22 protein-coding genes and 1 pseudogene are annotated in these 18614 nt (G+C 62.9%); 11 read left to right on the top strand and 12 right to left on the bottom strand.

The features are described from left to right. Positions 1 to 249, top strand: a 249-nt coding sequence (locus CWO89_RS47080) for a hypothetical protein (protein ID WP_207234555.1), incomplete at its 5' end; no start/stop codon positions are given. 13 nt (positions 250 to 262) lie between these two features. Here CWO89_RS47080 and CWO89_RS23855 read toward each other — a convergent pair. From CWO89_RS23855 to CWO89_RS23810, 10 genes are read right to left on the bottom strand one after another with little or no spacing between them, the layout of a single operon-like run. Further along, the gene (locus CWO89_RS23855) at positions 263 to 1165 is read right to left on the bottom strand and encodes a polysaccharide deacetylase family protein (protein WP_130581159.1); all 903 of its coding nucleotides are present in this window, start codon (positions 1163 to 1165) and stop codon (positions 263 to 265) included. 19 nt (positions 1166 to 1184) lie between these two features. Next, positions 1185 to 2183, bottom strand: coding sequence for an amidohydrolase family protein (locus CWO89_RS23850; protein ID WP_130581158.1), 999 nt, complete (start codon positions 2181 to 2183; stop codon positions 1185 to 1187). 49 nt (positions 2184 to 2232) lie between these two features. After that, positions 2233 to 2937 (bottom strand): ABC transporter ATP-binding protein, encoded by a 705-nt coding sequence (locus CWO89_RS23845; RefSeq protein WP_130581157.1) that lies wholly within the window; start codon positions 2935 to 2937, stop codon positions 2233 to 2235. After that, positions 2930 to 3688 (bottom strand): ABC transporter ATP-binding protein, encoded by a 759-nt coding sequence (locus CWO89_RS23840; RefSeq protein ID WP_130581156.1) that lies wholly within the window; start codon positions 3686 to 3688, stop codon positions 2930 to 2932. The genes CWO89_RS23845 and CWO89_RS23840 overlap by 8 nt, the downstream gene beginning before the upstream one ends. 23 nt (positions 3689 to 3711) lie before the next feature. Then, entirely contained in the window at positions 3712 to 4971 is a 1260-nt protein-coding gene (locus tag CWO89_RS23835) for an ABC transporter substrate-binding protein (protein WP_130581161.1), read from the bottom strand. Positions 4972 to 4981: 10 nt separating this feature from the next. Then, positions 4982 to 5980 (bottom strand): branched-chain amino acid ABC transporter permease, encoded by a 999-nt coding sequence (locus CWO89_RS23830; protein WP_130581155.1) that lies wholly within the window; start codon positions 5978 to 5980, stop codon positions 4982 to 4984. Further along, positions 5980 to 6840, bottom strand: a complete 861-nt coding sequence (locus CWO89_RS23825) for a branched-chain amino acid ABC transporter permease (protein ID WP_130581154.1) — start codon at positions 6838 to 6840, stop codon at positions 5980 to 5982. Before CWO89_RS23825 ends, CWO89_RS23830 begins: the two co-directional genes overlap by 1 nt. After that, positions 6837 to 7727 carry a polysaccharide deacetylase family protein gene (locus CWO89_RS23820; RefSeq protein ID WP_130581153.1) on the bottom strand — a complete coding sequence of 297 codons (891 nt, stop codon included), beginning with the start codon at positions 7725 to 7727 and terminating at the stop codon, positions 6837 to 6839. Before CWO89_RS23820 ends, CWO89_RS23825 begins: the two co-directional genes overlap by 4 nt. Before the next feature lie 2 nt (positions 7728 to 7729). Continuing rightward, on the bottom strand, positions 7730 to 8437 hold the full coding sequence (locus tag CWO89_RS23815; protein WP_245476488.1) for a fumarylacetoacetate hydrolase family protein: 708 nt from the start codon (positions 8435 to 8437) through the stop codon (positions 7730 to 7732). A 16-nt stretch (positions 8438 to 8453) separates the two neighbouring features. Then, a complete protein-coding gene (locus tag CWO89_RS23810; protein WP_130581151.1) occupies positions 8454 to 9107 on the bottom strand; it encodes a cysteine hydrolase family protein in 654 nt (217 codons plus the stop codon). Between the two features lie 237 nt (positions 9108 to 9344). On the opposite strand from CWO89_RS23810, the gene CWO89_RS23805 reads away from it, so the two are divergent. The 9 genes from CWO89_RS23805 to CWO89_RS23765 all read left to right on the top strand — a co-directional run bounded on the left by CWO89_RS23805 (position 9345) and on the right by CWO89_RS23765 (position 16721). Further along, positions 9345 to 10073, top strand: coding sequence for a GntR family transcriptional regulator (locus CWO89_RS23805; RefSeq protein ID WP_130581150.1), 729 nt, complete (start codon positions 9345 to 9347; stop codon positions 10071 to 10073). 259 nt (positions 10074 to 10332) lie between these two features. Next, entirely contained in the window at positions 10333 to 10797 is a 465-nt protein-coding gene (locus CWO89_RS23800) for a RidA family protein (protein ID WP_130581149.1), read from the top strand. Positions 10798 to 10820: 23 nt separating this feature from the next. Further along, on the top strand, positions 10821 to 11243 hold the full coding sequence (locus CWO89_RS23795; protein WP_165421302.1) for a RidA family protein: 423 nt from the start codon (positions 10821 to 10823) through the stop codon (positions 11241 to 11243). Next, positions 11240 to 12817 (top strand): sugar ABC transporter ATP-binding protein, encoded by a 1578-nt coding sequence (locus CWO89_RS23790; RefSeq protein ID WP_130581147.1) that lies wholly within the window; start codon positions 11240 to 11242, stop codon positions 12815 to 12817. The genes CWO89_RS23795 and CWO89_RS23790 overlap by 4 nt, the downstream gene beginning before the upstream one ends. After that, positions 12814 to 13824: an ABC transporter permease gene (locus tag CWO89_RS23785; protein WP_130581146.1), complete on the top strand. Its 1011-nt coding sequence runs from the start codon at positions 12814 to 12816 to the stop codon at positions 13822 to 13824. Before CWO89_RS23790 ends, CWO89_RS23785 begins: the two co-directional genes overlap by 4 nt. A 29-nt stretch (positions 13825 to 13853) precedes the next feature. Continuing rightward, positions 13854 to 14828: a substrate-binding domain-containing protein gene (locus tag CWO89_RS23780; RefSeq protein ID WP_165421301.1), complete on the top strand. Its 975-nt coding sequence runs from the start codon at positions 13854 to 13856 to the stop codon at positions 14826 to 14828. 18 nt (positions 14829 to 14846) lie between these two features. After that, positions 14847 to 15005, top strand: coding sequence for a ribbon-helix-helix domain-containing protein (locus tag CWO89_RS23775; RefSeq protein ID WP_130581144.1), 159 nt, complete (start codon positions 14847 to 14849; stop codon positions 15003 to 15005). 2 nt (positions 15006 to 15007) lie between these two features. Then, positions 15008 to 15937 carry a DUF1989 domain-containing protein gene (locus CWO89_RS23770; protein ID WP_165421300.1) on the top strand — a complete coding sequence of 310 codons (930 nt, stop codon included), beginning with the start codon at positions 15008 to 15010 and terminating at the stop codon, positions 15935 to 15937. 181 nt (positions 15938 to 16118) lie between these two features. Next, positions 16119 to 16721 (top strand): cupin domain-containing protein, encoded by a 603-nt coding sequence (locus CWO89_RS23765; protein ID WP_245476486.1) that lies wholly within the window; start codon positions 16119 to 16121, stop codon positions 16719 to 16721. Positions 16722 to 16930: 209 nt separating this feature from the next. Here CWO89_RS23765 and CWO89_RS23760 read toward each other — a convergent pair whose 3' ends face one another. After that, positions 16931 to 17152: a hypothetical protein gene (locus CWO89_RS23760; protein WP_245476485.1), complete on the bottom strand. Its 222-nt coding sequence runs from the start codon at positions 17150 to 17152 to the stop codon at positions 16931 to 16933. A gap of 74 nt (positions 17153 to 17226) precedes the next feature. On the opposite strand from CWO89_RS23760, the gene CWO89_RS48050 reads away from it, so the two are divergent. Then, positions 17227 to 18243 (top strand): integrase core domain-containing protein, encoded by a 1017-nt coding sequence (locus CWO89_RS48050; protein ID WP_130581142.1) that lies wholly within the window; start codon positions 17227 to 17229, stop codon positions 18241 to 18243. Here the strand turns inward: CWO89_RS48050 and CWO89_RS23750 are convergent. Next, positions 18230 to 18614, bottom strand: a pseudogene (locus CWO89_RS23750) (IS5 family transposase); the annotation flags it as partial. The gene CWO89_RS48050 and the pseudogene CWO89_RS23750 overlap by 14 nt on opposite strands.

Raw genomic sequence — 18614 nt, 5'->3', positions numbered from 1 at the left:
GCGACCCTGCAGCTTACGCCTAAAGACAATCAACTGATGTCTGAGCGCCGCATTCTCTGCTTCAAGTCGGCTCTTCGACTTGAGAGGCGAAGCCAAGACGGCCAGTACGAAACAAAGCAGCCCGATCATTCCGCCAGCTTAGGCGATTCCATTACATCATCAACTCGGATAAGGTTTTCGGTACACACAGGCGTAAAAAACCTCCTCCCAGGACCGTTGCTGCGCACCAAAGCTAATTCGCAAGATTGAGCGGTGAAACAGATCAGCCCGGAGGCCGTGTTGCTATCTGGCTGCGGTACCAGTCCAGGATTTCCGCGCCGGTCCACATCACGACGCCCGGCTGTCGCAGGATGTAGTCGTACAGCATCTCCAGATATTTGATCCGGTGCGGCACGCCGGTCAGGTAGGGATGGATGGAAATCGCCATCACCCTGGGCGTCTTTGCACCGTCGACATAGAGCCGGTCGAACTGATCGCGCCCACGACGATATATCTCGTCGGACGGCTGCTGCTGCACGGCGCTGATCACGACGTCGTTGATCTCTACTGTATAGGGAACGGAGACGATGTCGCCGGCGCGGGTCTTCAGCGTGACCGGCTGCTCGTCCAGCACCCAGTCGGCAACATATTCGATCCCGGCTTCGGCGAGCAGGTCCAGGGTCTCGTCGGTCTCGGTGAGGCCAGGGCTCTCCCAGCCGCGCGGCGGCTTGCCGGCGAAGCGGCTGATCGCCTCGATCGTCTGCGCAATCGCCGCCCTCTGGTCGTCGACCCTGTGCATTGGCCGTTGCACGAAGCCGTGGCCCATGAAATCCCAGCCGGCGTCGCGCGCGGCCTCGCAGGCGTCGGGATAGAGTTCGCAGACACTGCCATTGACCGCGAAGGTCGCCTTCAACTGGCGGCTCTCCAGCGCTTCAATGAAGCGCCAGAACCCAACCCGCATGCCGTATTCATGCCAGGCCCAGTTCGGAATGTCGGGCAGCAGCGGCTGGCCCATCGGCGGCGGAAGCACGGCGCGCGGCATAGCGCCGTCAGGACTCCAGTTCTCGACATTGACGATGGTCCATACCGCGACGCGCGCGTCGCCCGGCAGCCGTAGGGCCGGCCGCTTGTGGATGGGCGAATAGGCGATGCGGCGACGGACGCTGCTGCCGATATTGTCGGTCATGTCGTGCTCCTGTGGAGACTCAGGCTTCGCAAAGCAGTTGCAGAGCGGTGCCGCAGCAAAGGCATTGACGTTCGTGCGGCGTGAGACGAGGGACGGCGTCGATGGTCGATGCCGGGTTCTGGTCCGCCATGTCGAAAGGCGAATCGGTGCCGATGCAGATATGGTCGGCGCCGACGAGGTCGATCAAATAGCGCAAGGCTTGCGGTTCGAAGACGAGGCTGTCGAAATAGATGCGCTTCAACAGCTCCTTCGGCGACGATCTCGACCTGGCGTGGGTCTCGTTCCGCACTCGGTGGCCATGCATGAGCCGTCCGATCTGGTAGGGTGCAAACCCGCCGCCATGGGCCAGCACGATCTTCAACTCCGGCAGTTCGTCGAGCGCGCCGGAGAACATCAGGTTCGCCAGCATCATCGTGGTGTCGAGCGGATTGCCGATCAGGTTGGTGAGGTAGTAGTGCTCCAATCCGGCTTTTGCGCCGACATAATAGGGATGGGCGAACACGAAGACGTTCAGCTCCGAGGCGCGACGCAATAGTGGCCGGAAGCGCTCCGCTGCAAGCTGCTCGCCCTCGATCGAGGTGCCGATCTCGACCGCCTTGAAGCCGTATTGCTTAACCACGCGCTCGAGTTCGGCGACCGCGGCATCCGGATGTTGCATCGGGACGCTCGCCATGCCGCGCAGGCGGTCGGGCTTGGCGGCGACCATGTCGGCGATTCCGTCATTGACCAGCATCGCGACATCCAGTGCCAGGTTGGCGTCGGCCCAATAATAGAACATCGGGGGCGCCGGCGAGATCACGGAGACGTCGATGCCCTTGCGATCCATCGATTCGAGCTTAGCTACAGTCTCGTGGAATTCCGCAAACAGCGGATAGACGTAGCCCTGGTCGTGAACGACCTTGCGGGCGGCACCTTCGCCGTCGACGTGGGCCTGGAACCGCTTTGGATCCGCCGCGATCGCGGAGACGATGCGGCCCGGAATGACGTGACTGTGAATGTCGATCTTTGGTTCTGCCATCGAGTGGGTCCGATCCGCGTTAGCTGTTGTCGCCCGTGCGATGCTCTCTCTAGTGCACGCCAAGGAAGCGCGTCATCGAAGCGGGATCCTCGGCGAGCGCGGCGGCCGCTGCTTCGAACACCACCTTGCCGGTTTCCAGCACATAGACGCGATCGGCGACCGCCAGCGCGCTGTACAGGTTCTGCTCGACAAGCAGGATGGCAAGGCCCTGTTCCCTGAGCTCGACGATGATATCTTCGAGATGCTGCACCATGACAGGTGCAAGGCCCTCGGACGGCTCGTCCATCAGGATCAATTCGGGATCGATCATCAGCGCACGACCGACGGCGAGCATCTGCCGCTCGCCGCCGGAAAGCTGGTTGCCGCGATGCTGGCGGCGTTCGGCCAGCCGCGGAAACAGTTCGAATACGCGCTCGACCGTCCAGCCCTCCGTCGCGCGCGCCGACTTCAATAGGGTCAGGTGCTCGGTCACCGTCAGCGATGGAAACAGCCGCCGTCCCTGCGGCACCAGTGCGATCTTGCGCTTGGCGATCTCGTGCGACTTCAAGCCGATTAGCGCCTCGCCCTTCCAGGATACGCTGCCGTTGCGCACCTGCGGCAGCGCAAGGCCCATGATCGACCGGATCAGGCTGGTCTTGCCCATGCCGTTGCGGCCGAGCAGGGCCACGACCTCGCGGTCGCGCACCGTCAGCGACGCTCCCTGGACCACATGGGCATCGCCGTAGAAGCTGTGGAGGTTGTTGATCTCAAGCATGATGGCGCGCCTTGCCGAGATAGACGTTCTGGATATCCGCATTGTTCCTGATATCGGCCGGCGTGCCTTCGGCGAGGAACTGGCCGTTGTTGAGGCAGGTCACCCAATCGACCAGCGAAAGCACGAGGTCCATGTCGTGCTCGATCAGGACGATGGTGATGTCCTTGGGCAGTGCGCGGATGATGTTGGCGACGATGACGCGCTCGGCCGGCGAGAGGCCAGCCGCCGGCTCATCGAGCAGCAATAGTCGCGGATTGGGCGCGAGCGCCATCGCGATCTCGAGCTGGCGCTGTTCGCCATAGGACAATTCGTTGACCGCGGAATCCGCACGCGACGCTAGTCGGGATACTGTTAGCGCGCCATCGGCCTGCGCGCGTTCCTCGTCGGTGGCGGCAGGCAGGCCAAAAAAGGAGAACTTGCGCGGCGTGAGCCCGCGGATCGCGAGCTCCATGTTCTGCCGCACGGTCAGGCTCGGAAACAAATTGGTGATTTGGAAGGTGCGGCTGATGCCCCAGGCCGCGCGCCGGTGCGGCGGAGCGCGCGTGATGTCGCGCCCTTCGAACACCACGCGGCCGGAGCTCGGTGGCACGACCCCGGTAACGGCGTTGAACAGGGTAGTTTTGCCGGCGCCGTTCGGACCGATGATCGCGCGCCGCTCGCCGCGCTTGACGTCGAGCGACACGTCGTCAACCGCCCGCAACGCGTCGAAGCGGACGCCGACATGATCGAGCTTGAGAATGGATTCGGTCAACGTGCGCCCGCCGGTCGGATTTGTCAGGTCTTTTTGATGCCCTGAAAGTCGCGCGAGTAGGGCGGCTGCTTTAGGTACGTTTTCGGATCGTATTTCCAGAACTGCGAGACCTGCGGATAGGTCTCGATCGGGACGTTCCAGAACTTGCCGTCCTTGTTCTTGACGACCTTGCGGATGAACACGTCATAGATCGGGTTGCCGTAGTCGTCGAAGCGGACCGGTTTGCCCAGCGGGCTGTCCGGCAGGTCGGTCTTCAGCACAGTCTCCAGGAGCAGGTTGCGGTCCTCGACCTTGCCGCCGATCCTGTTGATCGCTTTGGCGACCCACATCGCGCCGACGTAATGCGAGAATGCGTACAGTGAAGGAATCTTGCTGAACTTGCCGGAATAGGTCTTCACGAAGGCCCGCGTGGCAGGCAGGTCGGCGCCTTCGGCGAAATGCGCCGAGGTCACGATGCCCTCGCATTCCGGCCCTAGCGTGCGGATCACGGATTGGTCGGTGGCGTTCTGCGCGCCGAGCATCGGTATCTGGCCCTTCAGGCCGAAACTGGCGTACTGCTGGATCAGGCGGCTGGAATCCGCGCCGGTCTCCATCGCGAACACTGCATCGGGCGCGAGACCCGAGATCTGGCCGAGATAGGGGCTGAAGTCCGACGTATTGAGCGGGTGCCAGAATTGACCGACGATGGCGCCGCCGCCTTCGGTGAAAGTCTGCGCAAAGCCGCCGCATTGCTCGTGCCCGAAGGTGTAGTCCTGCGAGATCGTGGCGATCTTCTTGTAGCCCTGCTTCAGCGCCCAGTCGGCGAGCGGTCGCGAGAACTGGCTCGCGGAATAGCCTCCGGCGCGGATGACGTTCTTGATGCGGGAGCGTTGCGTCAGATCATCAGCGGCGATGACGGGAATGAAATAGGGCGTTCCGTTGTCCTTGACGTAGTTCGCAACGGCAAGCCCGGTATTGGCAAGCAGGTTGCCGAAGAGGAAGTGGACTTTCGCCTGTTCGACCAGGCGGCGGGCCTTCTGCAGGGCGGTATCGGGATTCGACGCGTCGTCCTCGATGACCAGCTCGACGCTGCGGTCGCCCACACGGCTGCCGGCGTTTTCCCAGAACAAGGTGAAGCCGTCGATGATCTCCCGGCCACCGGCGGCGACCACGCCGGTTTGCGGCGCCATCAGGCCGATGCGGATCGGCCCGGACTGCGCCCGTACGATATGCGGTGCGGCGAGCGCGCCGGCTCCGGTTGCAAGCGTAAGCGCGGTGGTCTTCAGAAATTGTCTGCGGTCCATCGATCTCTCCTCAATGCAATGCTCTGGATGACTGACGCTTGCGTCGCTGCGAAAGCAGAATACGAGCCCGTCCCACCACGCCCTCCGGCGCGAAGATCATGATCAGCACGAAAGTCAGTCCGAGCACTGTCGGCCAGCGCGCGGTAAAGACACTGACAGCGTTCTCCAGCGAGATGATGAGCGTTGCGCCGACGAAGGAACCGAGCAGCGTACCGACGCCGCCGGTGATCGCCATCAAGAGCGCGGCGACCGATTGCGAGAGCTGCACCGTCGAGGGGCTGACGAAATTGTTGAACAGCGCATAGAGCGCGCCCGCGACGCCTGCGAAGAAGCCTGACGCGACAAAGGCGATGAACAGATGCAGCGGCACGTTGTAGCCGAGGCCCCGCATCCGGCTCTCGGAATCGCGGATGCCGCGCAAGGTGAGGCCGAACGGCGAATGCACGAAGCGCCACATCGCCCACGTCACGGGGACAACGACGAGTAGCACCGCATAGTAGAAGCTGATGTGATCGGCGATCAAATCCGGGCGGCCTATGCCGCGCAATCCGTTCTCACCGCCGGTGACGCTGGTCCAGCGCAGGCAGAGCCCCCACACGATCATGCCGAGCGCGAGCGTCAGGAGAAGGAAATAGACGCCCGAGGTGCGGATCGCGAGCAGCGCAAAGACCGCGGCAAGCAGGGTAGTGCAGAGGATGCCGAGCGCGATGCCGGTCCAGATTCCGCCGCCCAGCACCGAGGTCCAGTAGATCACGACATAGGTCGAAGCGCCGAATATGGCGCCATGGCCGAGCGAGGTGCGTCCGCCATACCCCGCAAGCACGTCGATCGACATCGCGAGCACGCCGAAGATCAGGATCTGGGTTGCGATCGACACCTGATAGCTCGGCAGCACCAAGGGAAGCGCGATCAGCGCGACCGTAATGAGGACGATCCAGGCTGCCACACGCGAAGGACGGCGACGCGTCTCGTAAGTGGGGGTAGCAGCCTGGCTGATCGGCGCGGCCATCACGCGGCCTTTCCGAACAAGCCGAGCGGCCGGAAGGCGAGCAGGAGCGCCATCGGGCCGAAGATCACGAAATAAGCGAGCTCTGGAAACATCACCCGTCCGATCGAGTTGAGCAGCCCGACCAGGAGCGCGCCGACCGCGGCGCCGACCAGACTTCCACGGCCGCCGATGATGACGACCGCGAGCGAGAATACCAGGATCTCGGCGTCGGCTGTCGGATAAAGGGTCAGGAACGCGCCGCCGACCACACCGCCGAGACCGGCAAGCGCGGTACCCAGCATGAACGTGCCGAGAAAGACGCGGCGGATGTTGATGCCGCTGGCTTCGACCATCTCGGGATCATCGACGCCGGCGCGAATCAGTGCGCCCAGCCTTGTATGGTTGAGCAGCAGCCAGAGTGCCGCGAACACCACGACGCCGAGCGCGAGGACAAAAATCCGGAATTTTGGATAGAACACGCCTCCGACCCGCATGGCGCCCTGCAGCATCGGCGGGACGGGAACCGTGAAGGTGTCTCCGCCCCATATCACCAGCGCGACGTCGTCGAGGATGAAGGCGACCCCGAGTGTCAGCAGCACCTGGCGCAACTCGGCGCCGCGTACGAAGCGCATCAGTCCTCGTTCAAGCACCGCGCCAAGCAGTGCGACCAGCGCCATCGCCGCGACCGCGCCGAGTGCGGCGCTACCGGTCGCCTCTGCCACCGAATAGCCGGCAAGTCCCCCGATCAGATACAGCGCACCGTGGGCCAGATTGACGATGCGCAACAGGCCGAAGATCAGCGTGAAGCCGGACGCGACGATGAACAGCAGCGCCGCGAAGGTGAGGCCGTTGAGGATCTGAAAGAGGTTGATGCCCGTCATGAGGCGCCGCCGAGCGCGCCCGGCCGTTGCTCGAGGAACCAGTCGTAGATTTGTTCTCCGGTCCAGAACACGACGTCCTCATGCCTGCTTATGTGCTCCAATGCGCCGGCGAAATATTTCAGCCGGTGCGGCGCGCCCATGATGTAGGGGTGCACCACCAGCGCCATGACGCGGGCCGAATGCTGAGAGTCCGCATAGATCTGGTTGAACTGGTCGATCGCGCGATCCTGGTATTCAGAGGCCTTGTGATGCTGAATCAGCATCATCGCGACGTCGTTGCATTCCTGCGTATAGGGCACGTTGACGATCGGCTTTGTGCGCGTCTTCAGGACCACCGGCTGATCGTCGAGCACCCAGTCGCAGACGTACTCGAAACCTTCTTCGACTAGGATGTCAGGAGTCTCCCAGGTTTCGGTGAGGCCGGGGCCGAGCCAGCCGCGCGGGTTGCGCTTGGTGAAGTCGCGGATCGCGTCCTTGGTCTTTCGGATATCCTCGCGCTCGTCGGGGACTTTCTGCATGTTCTTCTGGCCGAAGCCATGGCCGATGAATTCCCAGCCGCCCTTGAGCGCGGCACGCGCGATCGGCTCATAGCTCGCAATCGCCTTGCCGTTGATGGCGAGCACCGCCTTGATCTTGTAACGGTCCAGCACCTCAAGCATGCGCCAGAAGCCGACCCGGTTGCCGTATTCGTGCCAGGCCCAGTTCGGGATATCGGGCATCGGTGCGCCGCCCGCGGGCGGCGTCAACACCGTGCGCGGCATGGTCTCCTTCGGATCCCATTCCTCGACATTGACGATCACCCACACAGCCATGCGCGCCTTGCCCGGCAAGGTGAGCATGGGTCGTTCGGAGATGGCGGAATAGGTGAGCCGCTCGGTGGGCAACATAGTCAGTTCTCCCGCTGGCCGATGGTGATGAGGATCTCGCCGACGCCTTCGATCGCGCCGCGGATGCGGTCGCCGGGGAATACCGGGCCGACGCCGGCCGGCGTTCCCGTCATGATGAGATCGCCGGCGGCGAGCCGGTAGGATGTCGAGAGATTGGCGACGATTTCGGGCACATTCCAGATCATCTCGGCAAGGTCGCCGCGCTGGCGCTCGGTCGATCCGACGTGCAGTGCGATCGCGCCCCGCGCGGGGTGGCCGATCACGGCGGCGCGATGGATCAGGCCGCATGGTGCGGAAGCATCGAAGGATTTTCCGCGCTCCCAGGGCAGCATCTTTGCCCGCATGTCGCGCTGCTGGTCGCGTCGTGTCAGATCGATCCCGACGGCATAGCCAAAGACGCTGTCGAGTGCGTTGGCCGGAGACAGGTCGCGTCCGCCGGCGCCAAGGGCGACCACCATCTCGACCTCGAACTGGAAGTCCTCGGTGTCGGGCGGGTAGGGGATCGTCGCGCCGTTCTCGACCACGGCGTCCGATGGCTTCTGGAAGAAGAACGGCGGATCGCGCTCGTCGCCCTCTTTCATCTCGCGGATATGGTCGAGGTAGTTGCGTCCGACGCAATAGATCCGCCGCACCGGAAAGCGATCGGTGCTGCCGGCGACCGGCAGGGTGACGTGAGACAGTGTCGGAATCGGGAGAGATGAGGAAGCCAAGGCGAAATTCCCGAACTCAGGCTGCGGTCTTGTTCGGCTGAGCGAACACGCCGAGCTTCTGTATTTCGTCGGTCGAGAGGACGAAGCCGAAGGCGGTGCGAATGCAGAGCAGGCCGGCTTCATGCAAGGCCGGGCCGTCCATGGTCTCCACGCAATCTTTGACCACTACTACGGCATAGTCGCGCACATTGGCGGCGGTTGTCGTCGCCAGCACGCAGGAATTGGTGTTCACGCCGGTGATCAGCAGTGTGTTGATGCCATGGGCACGGAGCGTGAAATCGAGGTCGGTGCCGAGGAAGCAGTCGTAGCGCTTCTTGGTGTCGACCACGAGGTCGCGCTCGCGATCGTAGAGTTCCGGAATGATCTCGACTCCCGGCATGCCCGCCAGATTGTGGCCCAGCACGTTCTTGCGCGTCGCGTTGGGATCCTCCGCGCGCGTCCGCCAGAACGGATTGGAGGCGATTTCCGGTACGTCGCGATATTGCGTCAGCAAATGGATGATGGGAATGCCGACGCTCCGGCACCAATCGAACAGCCGCTTGTTGGCGGCGATCACCTGCTTGGCGACTTCAGGCGACGTCGGCATGGTCGCGACGTCCATGTCGAGATGACCGCGGTGCAGGTCGATCGCGATCACGGCGGCTTTCGGTCGGTCAACACCGAGGTTCATGGGGGCACTCCGATCCTGTTTCGCCGCTAGCGTGCAATACAAAAGCCGGACTAGTCAAAGATAATGTATACATCTTTGATAGCCGATTGGGCAGACAGTGGATAATTCCTGGCCTTTGCGCGCAAAAATTCGGCTGATATCGACGCTTTTTGCAAAGCGCGTCCTTTTTGCTTGGCTATCCGGGCGGGATGGAAGACAGATAATGTATACAGAGTTAGCTGGAAGCCGCGATCGCCCATGAGCCGCCAACCATCCGACGAGCCGTCGTCAACGCGCTGTGAAGCCGTGGTCGAGAAATTGCGTGCGGCCGTGCTCGCCGGCGAATTCGCGCCGGGCGAACGATTGCATGAGATACGCCTGACCGGCCGGCTCGGTGTCTCCCGCACCCCGGTGCGCGCCGCATTGCAGAAGCTCGCTTCGGAGGGGTTGCTCGATTACACGCCAAACCGCGGCTACACGATGCGCGCGTTCAGCGTGGGCGAGGTCGTCAACGCCTATGAGGTGCGTGCGGTGCTCGAAGGGCTGGCGGCGAGGCTGACGGCCGAGCGCGGCCTGAGCGAGGACGATCGGGCCGTGATGGTGCAAGCGCTGCACGACGGCGACGACCTGTTGCGGCACTGGAAATTCTCGGACGAGCACCGTTCGGCCTATGGCGGCATGAACGCCCGCTTCCACGAGACCATCCATGCCGCGGCCGGATCCCGCATGCTGACCGATATGGTCTTCCTGTGCCAGCAGGTGCCGGTGTCGTCGCCGCGCAACGTCGTTGCATTTGAGGAGAAGGATGTCCGGCGCCGGCATGACGACCATCACCGCATCTTCGAGGCGATCGTCGGGCGAGAGCCCTGGCGCGCTGAGGTATTGATGCGCGACCATGTGACGAGCGTGAAGTCGTCGCTGGTGCGCTCGCTCTCTTCGCCCGATGCCGTGCGTCGATCATTGGATCGCGTGCAGGCGCGATCATGACAGAGCGGTCTCCCCGCTGCTTAACCCTTCATCGGACCGCCGCCTCCGTGGCGGCGGAGGGGACGCTGATGCCGCGCATCGCTCTTGTGGAATCCGTCGCGATCGCAAACGGTTGGGGCGACGACGACGGAAGCCTTTCGGGCGGCGCGGGCTGCTGAAAAAGCGAGCGCAAGGCGTCCATTAAAGTAACTTGCATGAAATTAATGTGACTGGAATTCTGTGTCGGACAACGTGATCCGGCAGGAAGCATCGCAGTCGCATGGAAACGTCGCACGCCGACATCGCAAAGCCGCTCTCCCGCTACGCTCCCTTCCGCCGCGCCGGCGACATGGTTTTCTTCGCCGGCATCATCGCGGCCGATCCGGCGACCATGAAGGTGATCTCCGGCTACGCCGATCTTCCGGAGGAAGCGCGCAAGCTCGCAGGAGAGACCGGCGAAATGTCCACCGACATGAAGGACGGTCCAATCGCGGCGCAGTCGTGGTGGGTGCTCAATCGCCTTCGGCTCACGGTGGAAGCGGCCGGCGGCACTCTCAACGACGTGGTCAAGCTGACGCAATACTTCCGCAACCTGCGCGACTTTCCGATCTACAACCGCATCCGCTCATCCTTCTTCGCCGATCCGCCCGCCAGCACCGTCGTTCAAGTGTCGGAGCTGCTGCCGACCGCCGAGACGCTGCTCGAGGTGGAGGCGGTCGCGCACATCCCGCTGAAATCGAAATGATCAGTCAATACAGGAGTTCGACCGTGACAGTGATAACCGGCGTCCAGCCCCGCCCCGAAGAAGCGCACAACATGCCCTACGCGCCGGCCGTCTATGTCGAAGCGCCGAAAGGCTTTCTGTTCCTGGCCGGCTGCACCGCGTCGCCGCTCTATCACAAGCACCCGCATGTGCCTGAAGAGCACGTGCTTCCCGACGACATCCGCGAGCAGACCCGCCGCGCGCTTGCCAACATCAAGATCATCCTCGACAGCCACAACCTGACCTGGCGGCACGTCGTCAAGCTGACGAAGTATCTGACCGACATGCGCGAGATGGACGCGATGTACGAGGTGCTGGTCGAGCATTTCGGCGACTGGACCCCGGCCGGAACGCTGGTCTGCATCAACAATCTGAGCGCGCCGGGAGCCCGCATCGAACTCGACATGATCGCAGCCGTCCCGGCATGAGTTCATCCGCCCCAGCCCCCGTGACGGAGACGGCTGATGGCGCGCAGCCGTCGATCGTGGTCGCGCTCAGCCATGTCTCGAAGCAATATCCCGGCGTCCGCGCCTTGCATGACGTCTCGCTGGATTTGCGCCGCGGCGAGGTTCATGCGCTGATCGGCGAGAACGGGGCGGGCAAGTCCACGCTGATCCGCGTGCTTTCGGGAGACGCGGCTCCGGATGCCGGAAGCGTCTCGATCGATGGAAGGCCGGTTGCCTTCGACAGCCCGCTCGATGCACGCAAGCAGGGCATCGTGACGATCTTCCAGGAACTGATGATCGTCCCCGAACTCAGCGTCGCCGAGAACATCTTCCTCGGCAATGAGCCGCTCGCACTTGGCTGTCTCTATTCGCGACCCGAGGCGGAGCGGCGGACGCGCCAGGTGCTCGAGACGCTCGTGAAGGGTAGCGGCATTCGCCCCGCTCAGCGGGCCGCGGAGCTGTCGACGGCGCAGAAGCAACTGGTCGAGATCGCGCGGGCGCTGGTGTTCCGCGCTTCCGTCATCATCATGGATGAGCCGACAGCCGCGCTTTCCGAAGGCGAAGCCGCCTCGCTGCGCCGGCTGATCCTTCGGCTGATCGCCGATGGCGTCGCGATTCTCTTTGTCTCGCATCGGCTCGATGAGGTCATGGAGATCGCCGATCGCGTCACCGTATTGCGCGGCGGCCAACACATTGCGACCCTGGATGCGAAGTCCATTGCCGACACGGACGAGCTGATCGGCCTGATGGTAGGACGGCCGATCACCGAGCTGTTTCCGCCGCGTAACGCCGAGATCGGCGAGGTCGTGTTGCGTGCGACCGGGCTGACGCGGGTCGGCCCCTTCGAGGATGTCAGCTTCACGGTGCGCGCCGGAGAAGTCGTAGGCTTTGCCGGATTGGTCGGAGCGGGACGAACCGAGACGATGCGCGGCTTGTTCGGCGCGGAGAGACTTGATCGCGGTGAGCTTTACAAGAGAGGCGCTGCGCTTGACATCCGGACGCCGCGCGATGCGATCGCAGCAGGCATCGCTTACTTGCCCGAGGACCGCAAGGAGCAGGGCCTCGTTCTCTCGATGTCCGGGGTCGAGAACATCGCGATGGCCTCGCTCGAGGACTATTGCATCGCGGGCGTCCTGTCCTGGCGCTCGCTGCGAGCCACCGCCCGTGCCGCCGCCCAGCAATTGCAGTTCCGCGGGCAGCTCGAGGCGTCGGCGGCGACTGCTTCCGGCGGCAACCAGCAAAAACTGGTAATCGCGAAATGGGCGCGCACCGGCGCCGATATCCTGATCTTCGATGAGCCGACCCGCGGCATCGATGTCGGCGCCAAGGCGGAGGTCTATCGGCTGATCCATCAGCTCGCGGGCGAGGGCGCCGCGATCATCGTCGTCTCGTCCGAATTGCCCGAACTGATGAACGTCTGCCACCGCATCTACACGATGTCGGGCGGGCGCATCCGGGACGAGGTCGCGCAATCCGATTTCAGCGAGCATCGGATTCTGGAAGGTGCGTTCGCCGCGCATCTCGGCGCGGGGACATCGGCGGAGGTCAGGCCATGATGGGAGTTTCTGATTCGACCGGCCCTATCGCACCGGCGATCGACGCGCGCTTCGTGCCGGTGTCGTTCCTGCGGCGTCACAGCCGCGAGATCGGGCTGCCGCTGATCGTCGTGCTGATGACAATGGTGTTCTCGGTCAGCTCGGACGTGTTTCTGTCCGCGCCGAACTTCAGGAATATCGGCGTTTCCGCGGCGGCGCTGGCGGCCGTCTCGTTCGGCCAGACCTTTGCGATCCTGACTGCCGGGCTCGATCTGTCGGTCGGCTCGACCGTCGCGCTGGTCAGCATCGTCGGCTCGCTGGTGATGCGAAGCTACGGCATTCCTGCCGGGCTCCTGGCGGCGATTGCGACGGGCGCGGCGGTGGGGCTCGTCAATGGCGTCGTAATCACGCGGTTCAAGGTTTTCCCGTTCATCGCGACACTTGCGATGATGTCGGTGGTGTCGGGCCTGGCGCTCAGCCTGAGCGGCGGCGTGGCGGTAACGGGCGTGCCGGCCGCATTCGGCGATCTCGCCTACCAGCTCGTGCTCGGAATCCCCGTGCCGGTGCTGATGGCTGCCGCGGTTCTCGTGACCGCGTTCCTCGTCCTTCGCTACACCCGGCTTGGCCGCCGCATCTATGCGGTCGGCGGCAATGAGGAAGCGGCGCGGCTGTCGGGCATTCAGGTCAGCCGGATCAAGGTCGCAGCTTATATCATGAGCGGCATCTGCGCCTCCGTCGGTTCGATCATCCTCACCGCACGCGTTGCCTCCGGCCAACCCTCGCTTGGGGCCACTCTGCCGTTGGAGTCGGTGGCGGCAGTCGTGCTTGGCGGCATCTCGCTGTTCGGCGGCCGCGGCTCGATCGTCGGCGTCGCGTTCGGCGTGCTCTTCATCAGCATCCTCTCGAACGGGCTCAATCTCATGAACGTGCCGTCCTACACGCAGATGATGCTGGTCGGGGCAGCGCTGATCCTCGCCGTCGCGCTGGATCAGACTTTTGGCAGCGGGCGCGCCGGTAGGCGGAACTGATTTTGTTGGTTTGAAACATGGAGAAAGTCATGACGGGGAAATATTTCATGCTGCGCAACGTCGGCCTCGCCGACTTGATCGCGGTCTCGATTGCCGGCGCCGGCACGGCTCATGCCGCCGACAAGATCGGCGTCTCGATGCCGAACGTCAAAGGCCCGTGGTTCACGCCCGTGCTCTACGGCATTTCCGATGAAGCCAAGAAGCGCGGCTATGATGTCGTGATCCAGGATGCCGGTGGCTACGCCAATGTTGACAAGCAGGTGAGCCAGTTCTCGAATCTTGCGGTGCAGAAGGTGCGCGCTATCCTGGTCGATCCCGCCAATCCGGCCTCATTCAATGGCGTGGTTCGCGAGGCGAAGGCCGGCAAGATCTTCGTCATCGGCGCCGGCAGCCCGATCGTCGCGAGCGACGTCGAGCCGGATGCGGCCGCCTCCTCCAGCCATTGCAGCATTGGCCACGAACTGGCCAAGGGCGCGAAGACGCTGCTGCCGAATGGCGGCACCATCGCGGTGCTCGCCGGACCGGCCGGCGCGTTCTGGGCATCTGACCGGCTGCGCTGCTTCAAGGAAGATCTCGCCGGCGGCAACATCAAGCTCGTGGCCGAGCAGACCAGCGAGCAGGATCCCGCAATCGCGCTGTCGCTCGCCAACGATTTCCTGCAGCGCTTTCCGACGGTGGACGTGCTCTACGGCGCGGACGATACCTATGGCGTCGGTGCAGCCCGTGCGGTGCAGGGCGTGCAGAAATGCGGCAAGGTGAAGGTGCTGTTCGCCGTGCTCGGTGAGGCCGCGGAGGAGATGATGCGTGCGGGCTGCGCCGATTATGTCGTGGCGCAGCAGCCGGTGAAGATCGGCCGCTCTGCCGTCGACATGATGGATGCGCTGGTCAAAGGCAAGCCGCTCGAGAAGAAGAAGGACGAAGTGCCGCTCATCCCGGTCACGTCGGCAAATCTGAACTCGATCGACAAAACCGGCATGCAGGCGCCCAAGGGCTGGACGCCGTAACCGTCGAAGAAGGACAGCATGACGACGCCAATCAAGTTACGTCTCAACCAACAGCAGCTCGAACTGATCGACAACAGCGTCAAGGCCGGCGAAGGCTCGGACCGGGCGGATCTGATCCGCCGGGCCCTGAGAGAGTTCGTTCGGTCTCGTCCGGCTGCACCGGCGGCAGGAGAATAAGCGTGGCGGTTTCGCAAAGAAAAGTGCTTCAGGAAATCACGATCGAGCCGGGCACCGGCAAGGCGCTGGAATTGCGGCGCGGCCAGGTGCTCCGGATCGCCCAGACGGTCGGCCACCAATGCGCGGACCTCAATTGCTTCAACCTTCACGACTACAAGGAGTTCTTCCACACCGGTCGGACGCGGCACCTGCATGGGCTGCATCCGACCAAGGGCGCCTTCCTGTGGTCGGCGCCGCCGCGCGAGCGGCCGATGATGGCGATCATCGAGGACACTGTCGGCACTAACGATATCCTCTATCCTCGCTGCAGTGGATTCCTGTTCGAGCACCAATATGGCCTGCCGGTCCACACCAACTGTCACGACATCCAGGCCGAAGCGCAGCGGGAATACGGGTTGACGCCCGACGACGTGCATGACTCCTTCAACTTCTTCATGCACACCGGCGTCGGCACCGATGGCCATCCCTTCATCGCCGAGAACACTGCGCGGGCGGGCGACTATGTCGAGCTGTTGGCGCTGATGGACGTTCTCGCTGTGCCGAACGTGTGCGGCGCCGATGTCATGAAGACCAGCGACTTCGAATTGAAGCCGCTGAAGCTCACGGTCTTCGAGGGAACGGAGCAGGATTGGCAGGGCATTGCCGAATTCCCCAGGCTCAGGAATCAGCGCAGCCCGGCCGACTTCAAGGTCAAGAACATTAAGGCGGACCGCGAGCTCTATCGCGATCCGTCCTATCGGCCGGAATTCGTCAACGTGCCCTTGACGGTGTCGGAACTCGAGGTCGAACTGTCGCCTGCCGAGACAGCGTGGGTGGGAGAGCTGAGGGCGACCGGAAAATACGGCGACACCGAAGCCGAAGTGCTCCGCTACGTATTCTTCACATGGTGGATTTCGCGCTTCATGCGGGGGCCGAAGCATGCGTCGCCATAGGTGAGGGACGCGACGCCTCACCCATCGCTCTCGAAAAATCTTTGCAAAACTCGCCGCATAACGCGATTTTGGAGATGAGGGGAGATTGCCCGGCACCGTATAGTGCGGCTAACGAAACAATCCACGGTAGTCGCCCTCAAGGGGTAAGGCTTCCGGTGCAACGAAATGGATCGGCAGGCAGATGGGCGCGGTGGCCAAGAAGAAGGTGACGGTTGACAATCCCGAGATCCGGGTCGGGATGAAGATGAAGCACCGGCGGCTGCTCAAGGGGTTGACCCTGAAGGCGCTCGCCGAGCTCGCGGGATGCTCGGAATCGATGCTGTCCCGGATCGAGAATGGCACCGCCAATCCTTCCATCAACACGATGCATCGGATTGCATTGGCTCTGGGGATACCGGTCTCCGGTCTGTTCCAGGATGACGAGGAGGGGGCTGACAACGTCGTGCTCCGGCGAGGCCAGCGTCCGACGATCGAGACGGGTGAGCTCGGGCAGGGCAGGGGGACACGGCTGGAAGCGCTAATTCCCACCGCGCGCGGCAATCTGCTGTCCGGCTACATCAATGACATCAAACCGGGCGGCGGGAGCCGCGGCACCCTGCAGCACGAAGGCGAGGAGTTCGGCTATGTGCTGGACGGAGCCATCGAACTGACGGTCGACAACCGCCGCTATCAGTTGCGCGAGGGCGACAGCTTCTACTTCCGCTCCGAGCGGCCGCACTCCTACATCAACAACGGCCGCCGCATCGCCCGCGTGCTGTGGGTTAATACGCCGCCGAGCTTTTGAAGCGGGGCATCCCGGCCTGCTCGCCGAGAAATGACGCGCCTTGCGACGCCAAAGGCAGCTCGCTGTGCCCCCAAGGTCCACTCCGAACGTCGATTGGAAGCAGATGGAGAAGCTAAACGCCCAAGGGAAGCCTTGAGCGCTTCAAGCACCATAGACTTCCGAGGAGCCGATGGCACTGATTCCGGGTTTACCGAATTCGTGGATCCACCCTAAAGAAGCCGGACCGTCACTTTGGCCGTTCCGCTGTTGTTCGGATAAAAGCTGTCGTAAACCCACGGCAGACCGATCACCGCATCGTTCACGTAGAGGAACAGTTCACCAGCCCGATCAGCCTTGAAAGTTGCCTTGTAAGCTTGAGGCGTCGTGTTGGGGATGGGGAGGGGATCGAGAAAGTATTCGTCCACGCCGGTCTCTCCGACACGCGCGGTCATGCGATACCAGGGCCTGTGTGTACCGAAAACCTTATCCGAGTTGATGAGGTGACAAAAGCGCCTATTCTGGAAGAATGATCGGGCTATTCTGTTTCGTACTGGCCGTCTTGGCTTCGCCTCTCAAGTCGAAGAGCCGACTCGAAGCAGAGAATGCGGCGCTCCGACATCAATTGATTGTTTTGAGGCGTCAGCTGCATGGTCGCGCCCGGCTCACGAGCAATGATCGCTGGTTCTTCATTCAGCTGTATCGCTGGTTTCCATCTATCCTGCAGGTCCTCACGATCATCCAGCCCGAGACGCTCGTGCGTTGGCACCGGGCCGGCTTTCGCTGCTACTGGAGTTGGAAGTCGTGCCCACGGGGAGGGCGACCGCAAATCGATACTGAATTGCGCGCGCTGATCCGGCAAATGAGCATCGACAATTCGCTTTGGGGAGCGCCACGCATCCACGGCGAACTCCTCAAGCTCGGGTTTGAGCTGGCGCAGTCGAGTGTCGCCAAGTACATGGTCGAGCGGCGAGGCCCACCAAGCCAGGGATGGCGGACCTTCGTGCATAACCATGCGCTGAACATTGCCGCCATGGACTTGTTCGTTGTCCCGACCATCGGTTTCGATTTGCTCTATGCACTCGTCATCGTCCGGCTGGACCGTAGCGACCTGGTCTGGATCGACGTCACAAACAATCCGACGGCGGAATGGGTTGCACGTCAGATCACTGAGGCCTTTCCTTGGGATGAGGCTCCAAAATACCTCATTCGCGATCGTGACCGTATCTATGGGACCATCGTTACGCGGCGATTGCGGGCCATGGGCATCCGCGACAAGCCTACTGCACCAGCCTCGCCGTGGCAGAATGGCTTTGCAGAACGGTTGATCGGATCGATCCGGCGAGAGTGCTTGGATCATTTCGTCGTCTTGGGCGAGGCGCATCTGCGTCGAATCTTGCGAGACTATACTCGCTACTACAACGATATCCGAACGCACCGGTCGTTGGACAAAGACGCGCCGGTTGGCCGCCCGGTTCAGCGGACCGGAAGCATCAAATCGTTCCCCATCCTCGCCGGACTCCATCACCACTACGCCCGGGTTTAGATTTTCGGTACCCACAGGCGATCTTCACGTCGCTGGCGTTGCCGGGCGTCAGCCGGAGGACGCCGGGGCGGCTGAGTACGTCGACGAGGGCGTGGATTTTGGTCGTCTGGCCGCCGCGCGACGGGCTGATTGCCTGCGCTTTCGGCCCCCTTTTTCCACCCTGCGTTGAGCGATGCGCCTTGACGTAGGTCGCGTCGATGGCCGCTGCCTCGCCGGACCATCCGGCTTTGGCTAAGGCAGCGAGCATCGCCCGCCAGAAGCCGCGGCGGGACCATCTGTTGAAGCGGTTGTAGACCATGGTGCGCGGTCCATAGGCGGCTGGGCAATCGCGCCAACTGCAGCCGGAGGTGAGCACATGCAGAATACCGGAG

The organism is Bradyrhizobium sp. Leo170 (assembly GCF_004296405.1).
Taxonomy (GTDB): Bacteria; Pseudomonadota; Alphaproteobacteria; order Rhizobiales; family Xanthobacteraceae; genus Bradyrhizobium.
This window is presented reverse-complemented; position numbering and strand designations above follow the sequence as displayed.

Excerpts from the sequence above, each read along its gene's own strand:
- CWO89_RS23855 (WP_130581159.1), bottom strand. The coding sequence starts at position 1,165 with ATGACCGACAATATCGGCAGCAGCGTCCGTCGCCGCATCGCCTATTCG.
- CWO89_RS23850 (WP_130581158.1), bottom strand. The coding sequence starts at position 2,183 with ATGGCAGAACCAAAGATCGACATTCACAGTCACGTCATTCCGGGCCGC.
- CWO89_RS23845 (WP_130581157.1), bottom strand. The coding sequence starts at position 2,937 with ATGCTTGAGATCAACAACCTCCACAGCTTCTACGGCGATGCCCATGTG.
- CWO89_RS23835 (WP_130581161.1), bottom strand. The coding sequence starts at position 4,971 with ATGGACCGCAGACAATTTCTGAAGACCACCGCGCTTACGCTTGCAACC.
- CWO89_RS23830 (WP_130581155.1), bottom strand. The coding sequence starts at position 5,980 with ATGGCCGCGCCGATCAGCCAGGCTGCTACCCCCACTTACGAGACGCGT.
- CWO89_RS23825 (WP_130581154.1), bottom strand. The coding sequence starts at position 6,840 with ATGACGGGCATCAACCTCTTTCAGATCCTCAACGGCCTCACCTTCGCG.
- CWO89_RS23820 (WP_130581153.1), bottom strand. The coding sequence starts at position 7,727 with ATGTTGCCCACCGAGCGGCTCACCTATTCCGCCATCTCCGAACGACCC.
- CWO89_RS23810 (WP_130581151.1), bottom strand. The coding sequence starts at position 9,107 with ATGAACCTCGGTGTTGACCGACCGAAAGCCGCCGTGATCGCGATCGAC.
- CWO89_RS23805 (WP_130581150.1), top strand. The coding sequence starts at position 9,345 with ATGAGCCGCCAACCATCCGACGAGCCGTCGTCAACGCGCTGTGAAGCC.
- CWO89_RS23800 (WP_130581149.1), top strand. The coding sequence starts at position 10,333 with ATGGAAACGTCGCACGCCGACATCGCAAAGCCGCTCTCCCGCTACGCT.
- CWO89_RS23790 (WP_130581147.1), top strand. The coding sequence starts at position 11,240 with ATGAGTTCATCCGCCCCAGCCCCCGTGACGGAGACGGCTGATGGCGCG.
- CWO89_RS23785 (WP_130581146.1), top strand. The coding sequence starts at position 12,814 with ATGATGGGAGTTTCTGATTCGACCGGCCCTATCGCACCGGCGATCGAC.
- CWO89_RS23780 (WP_165421301.1), top strand. The coding sequence starts at position 13,854 with ATGACGGGGAAATATTTCATGCTGCGCAACGTCGGCCTCGCCGACTTG.
- CWO89_RS23775 (WP_130581144.1), top strand. The coding sequence starts at position 14,847 with ATGACGACGCCAATCAAGTTACGTCTCAACCAACAGCAGCTCGAACTG.
- CWO89_RS23765 (WP_245476486.1), top strand. The coding sequence starts at position 16,119 with ATGGGCGCGGTGGCCAAGAAGAAGGTGACGGTTGACAATCCCGAGATC.
- CWO89_RS23760 (WP_245476485.1), bottom strand. The coding sequence starts at position 17,152 with ATGACCGCGCGTGTCGGAGAGACCGGCGTGGACGAATACTTTCTCGAT.
- CWO89_RS48050 (WP_130581142.1), top strand. The coding sequence starts at position 17,227 with ATGATCGGGCTATTCTGTTTCGTACTGGCCGTCTTGGCTTCGCCTCTC.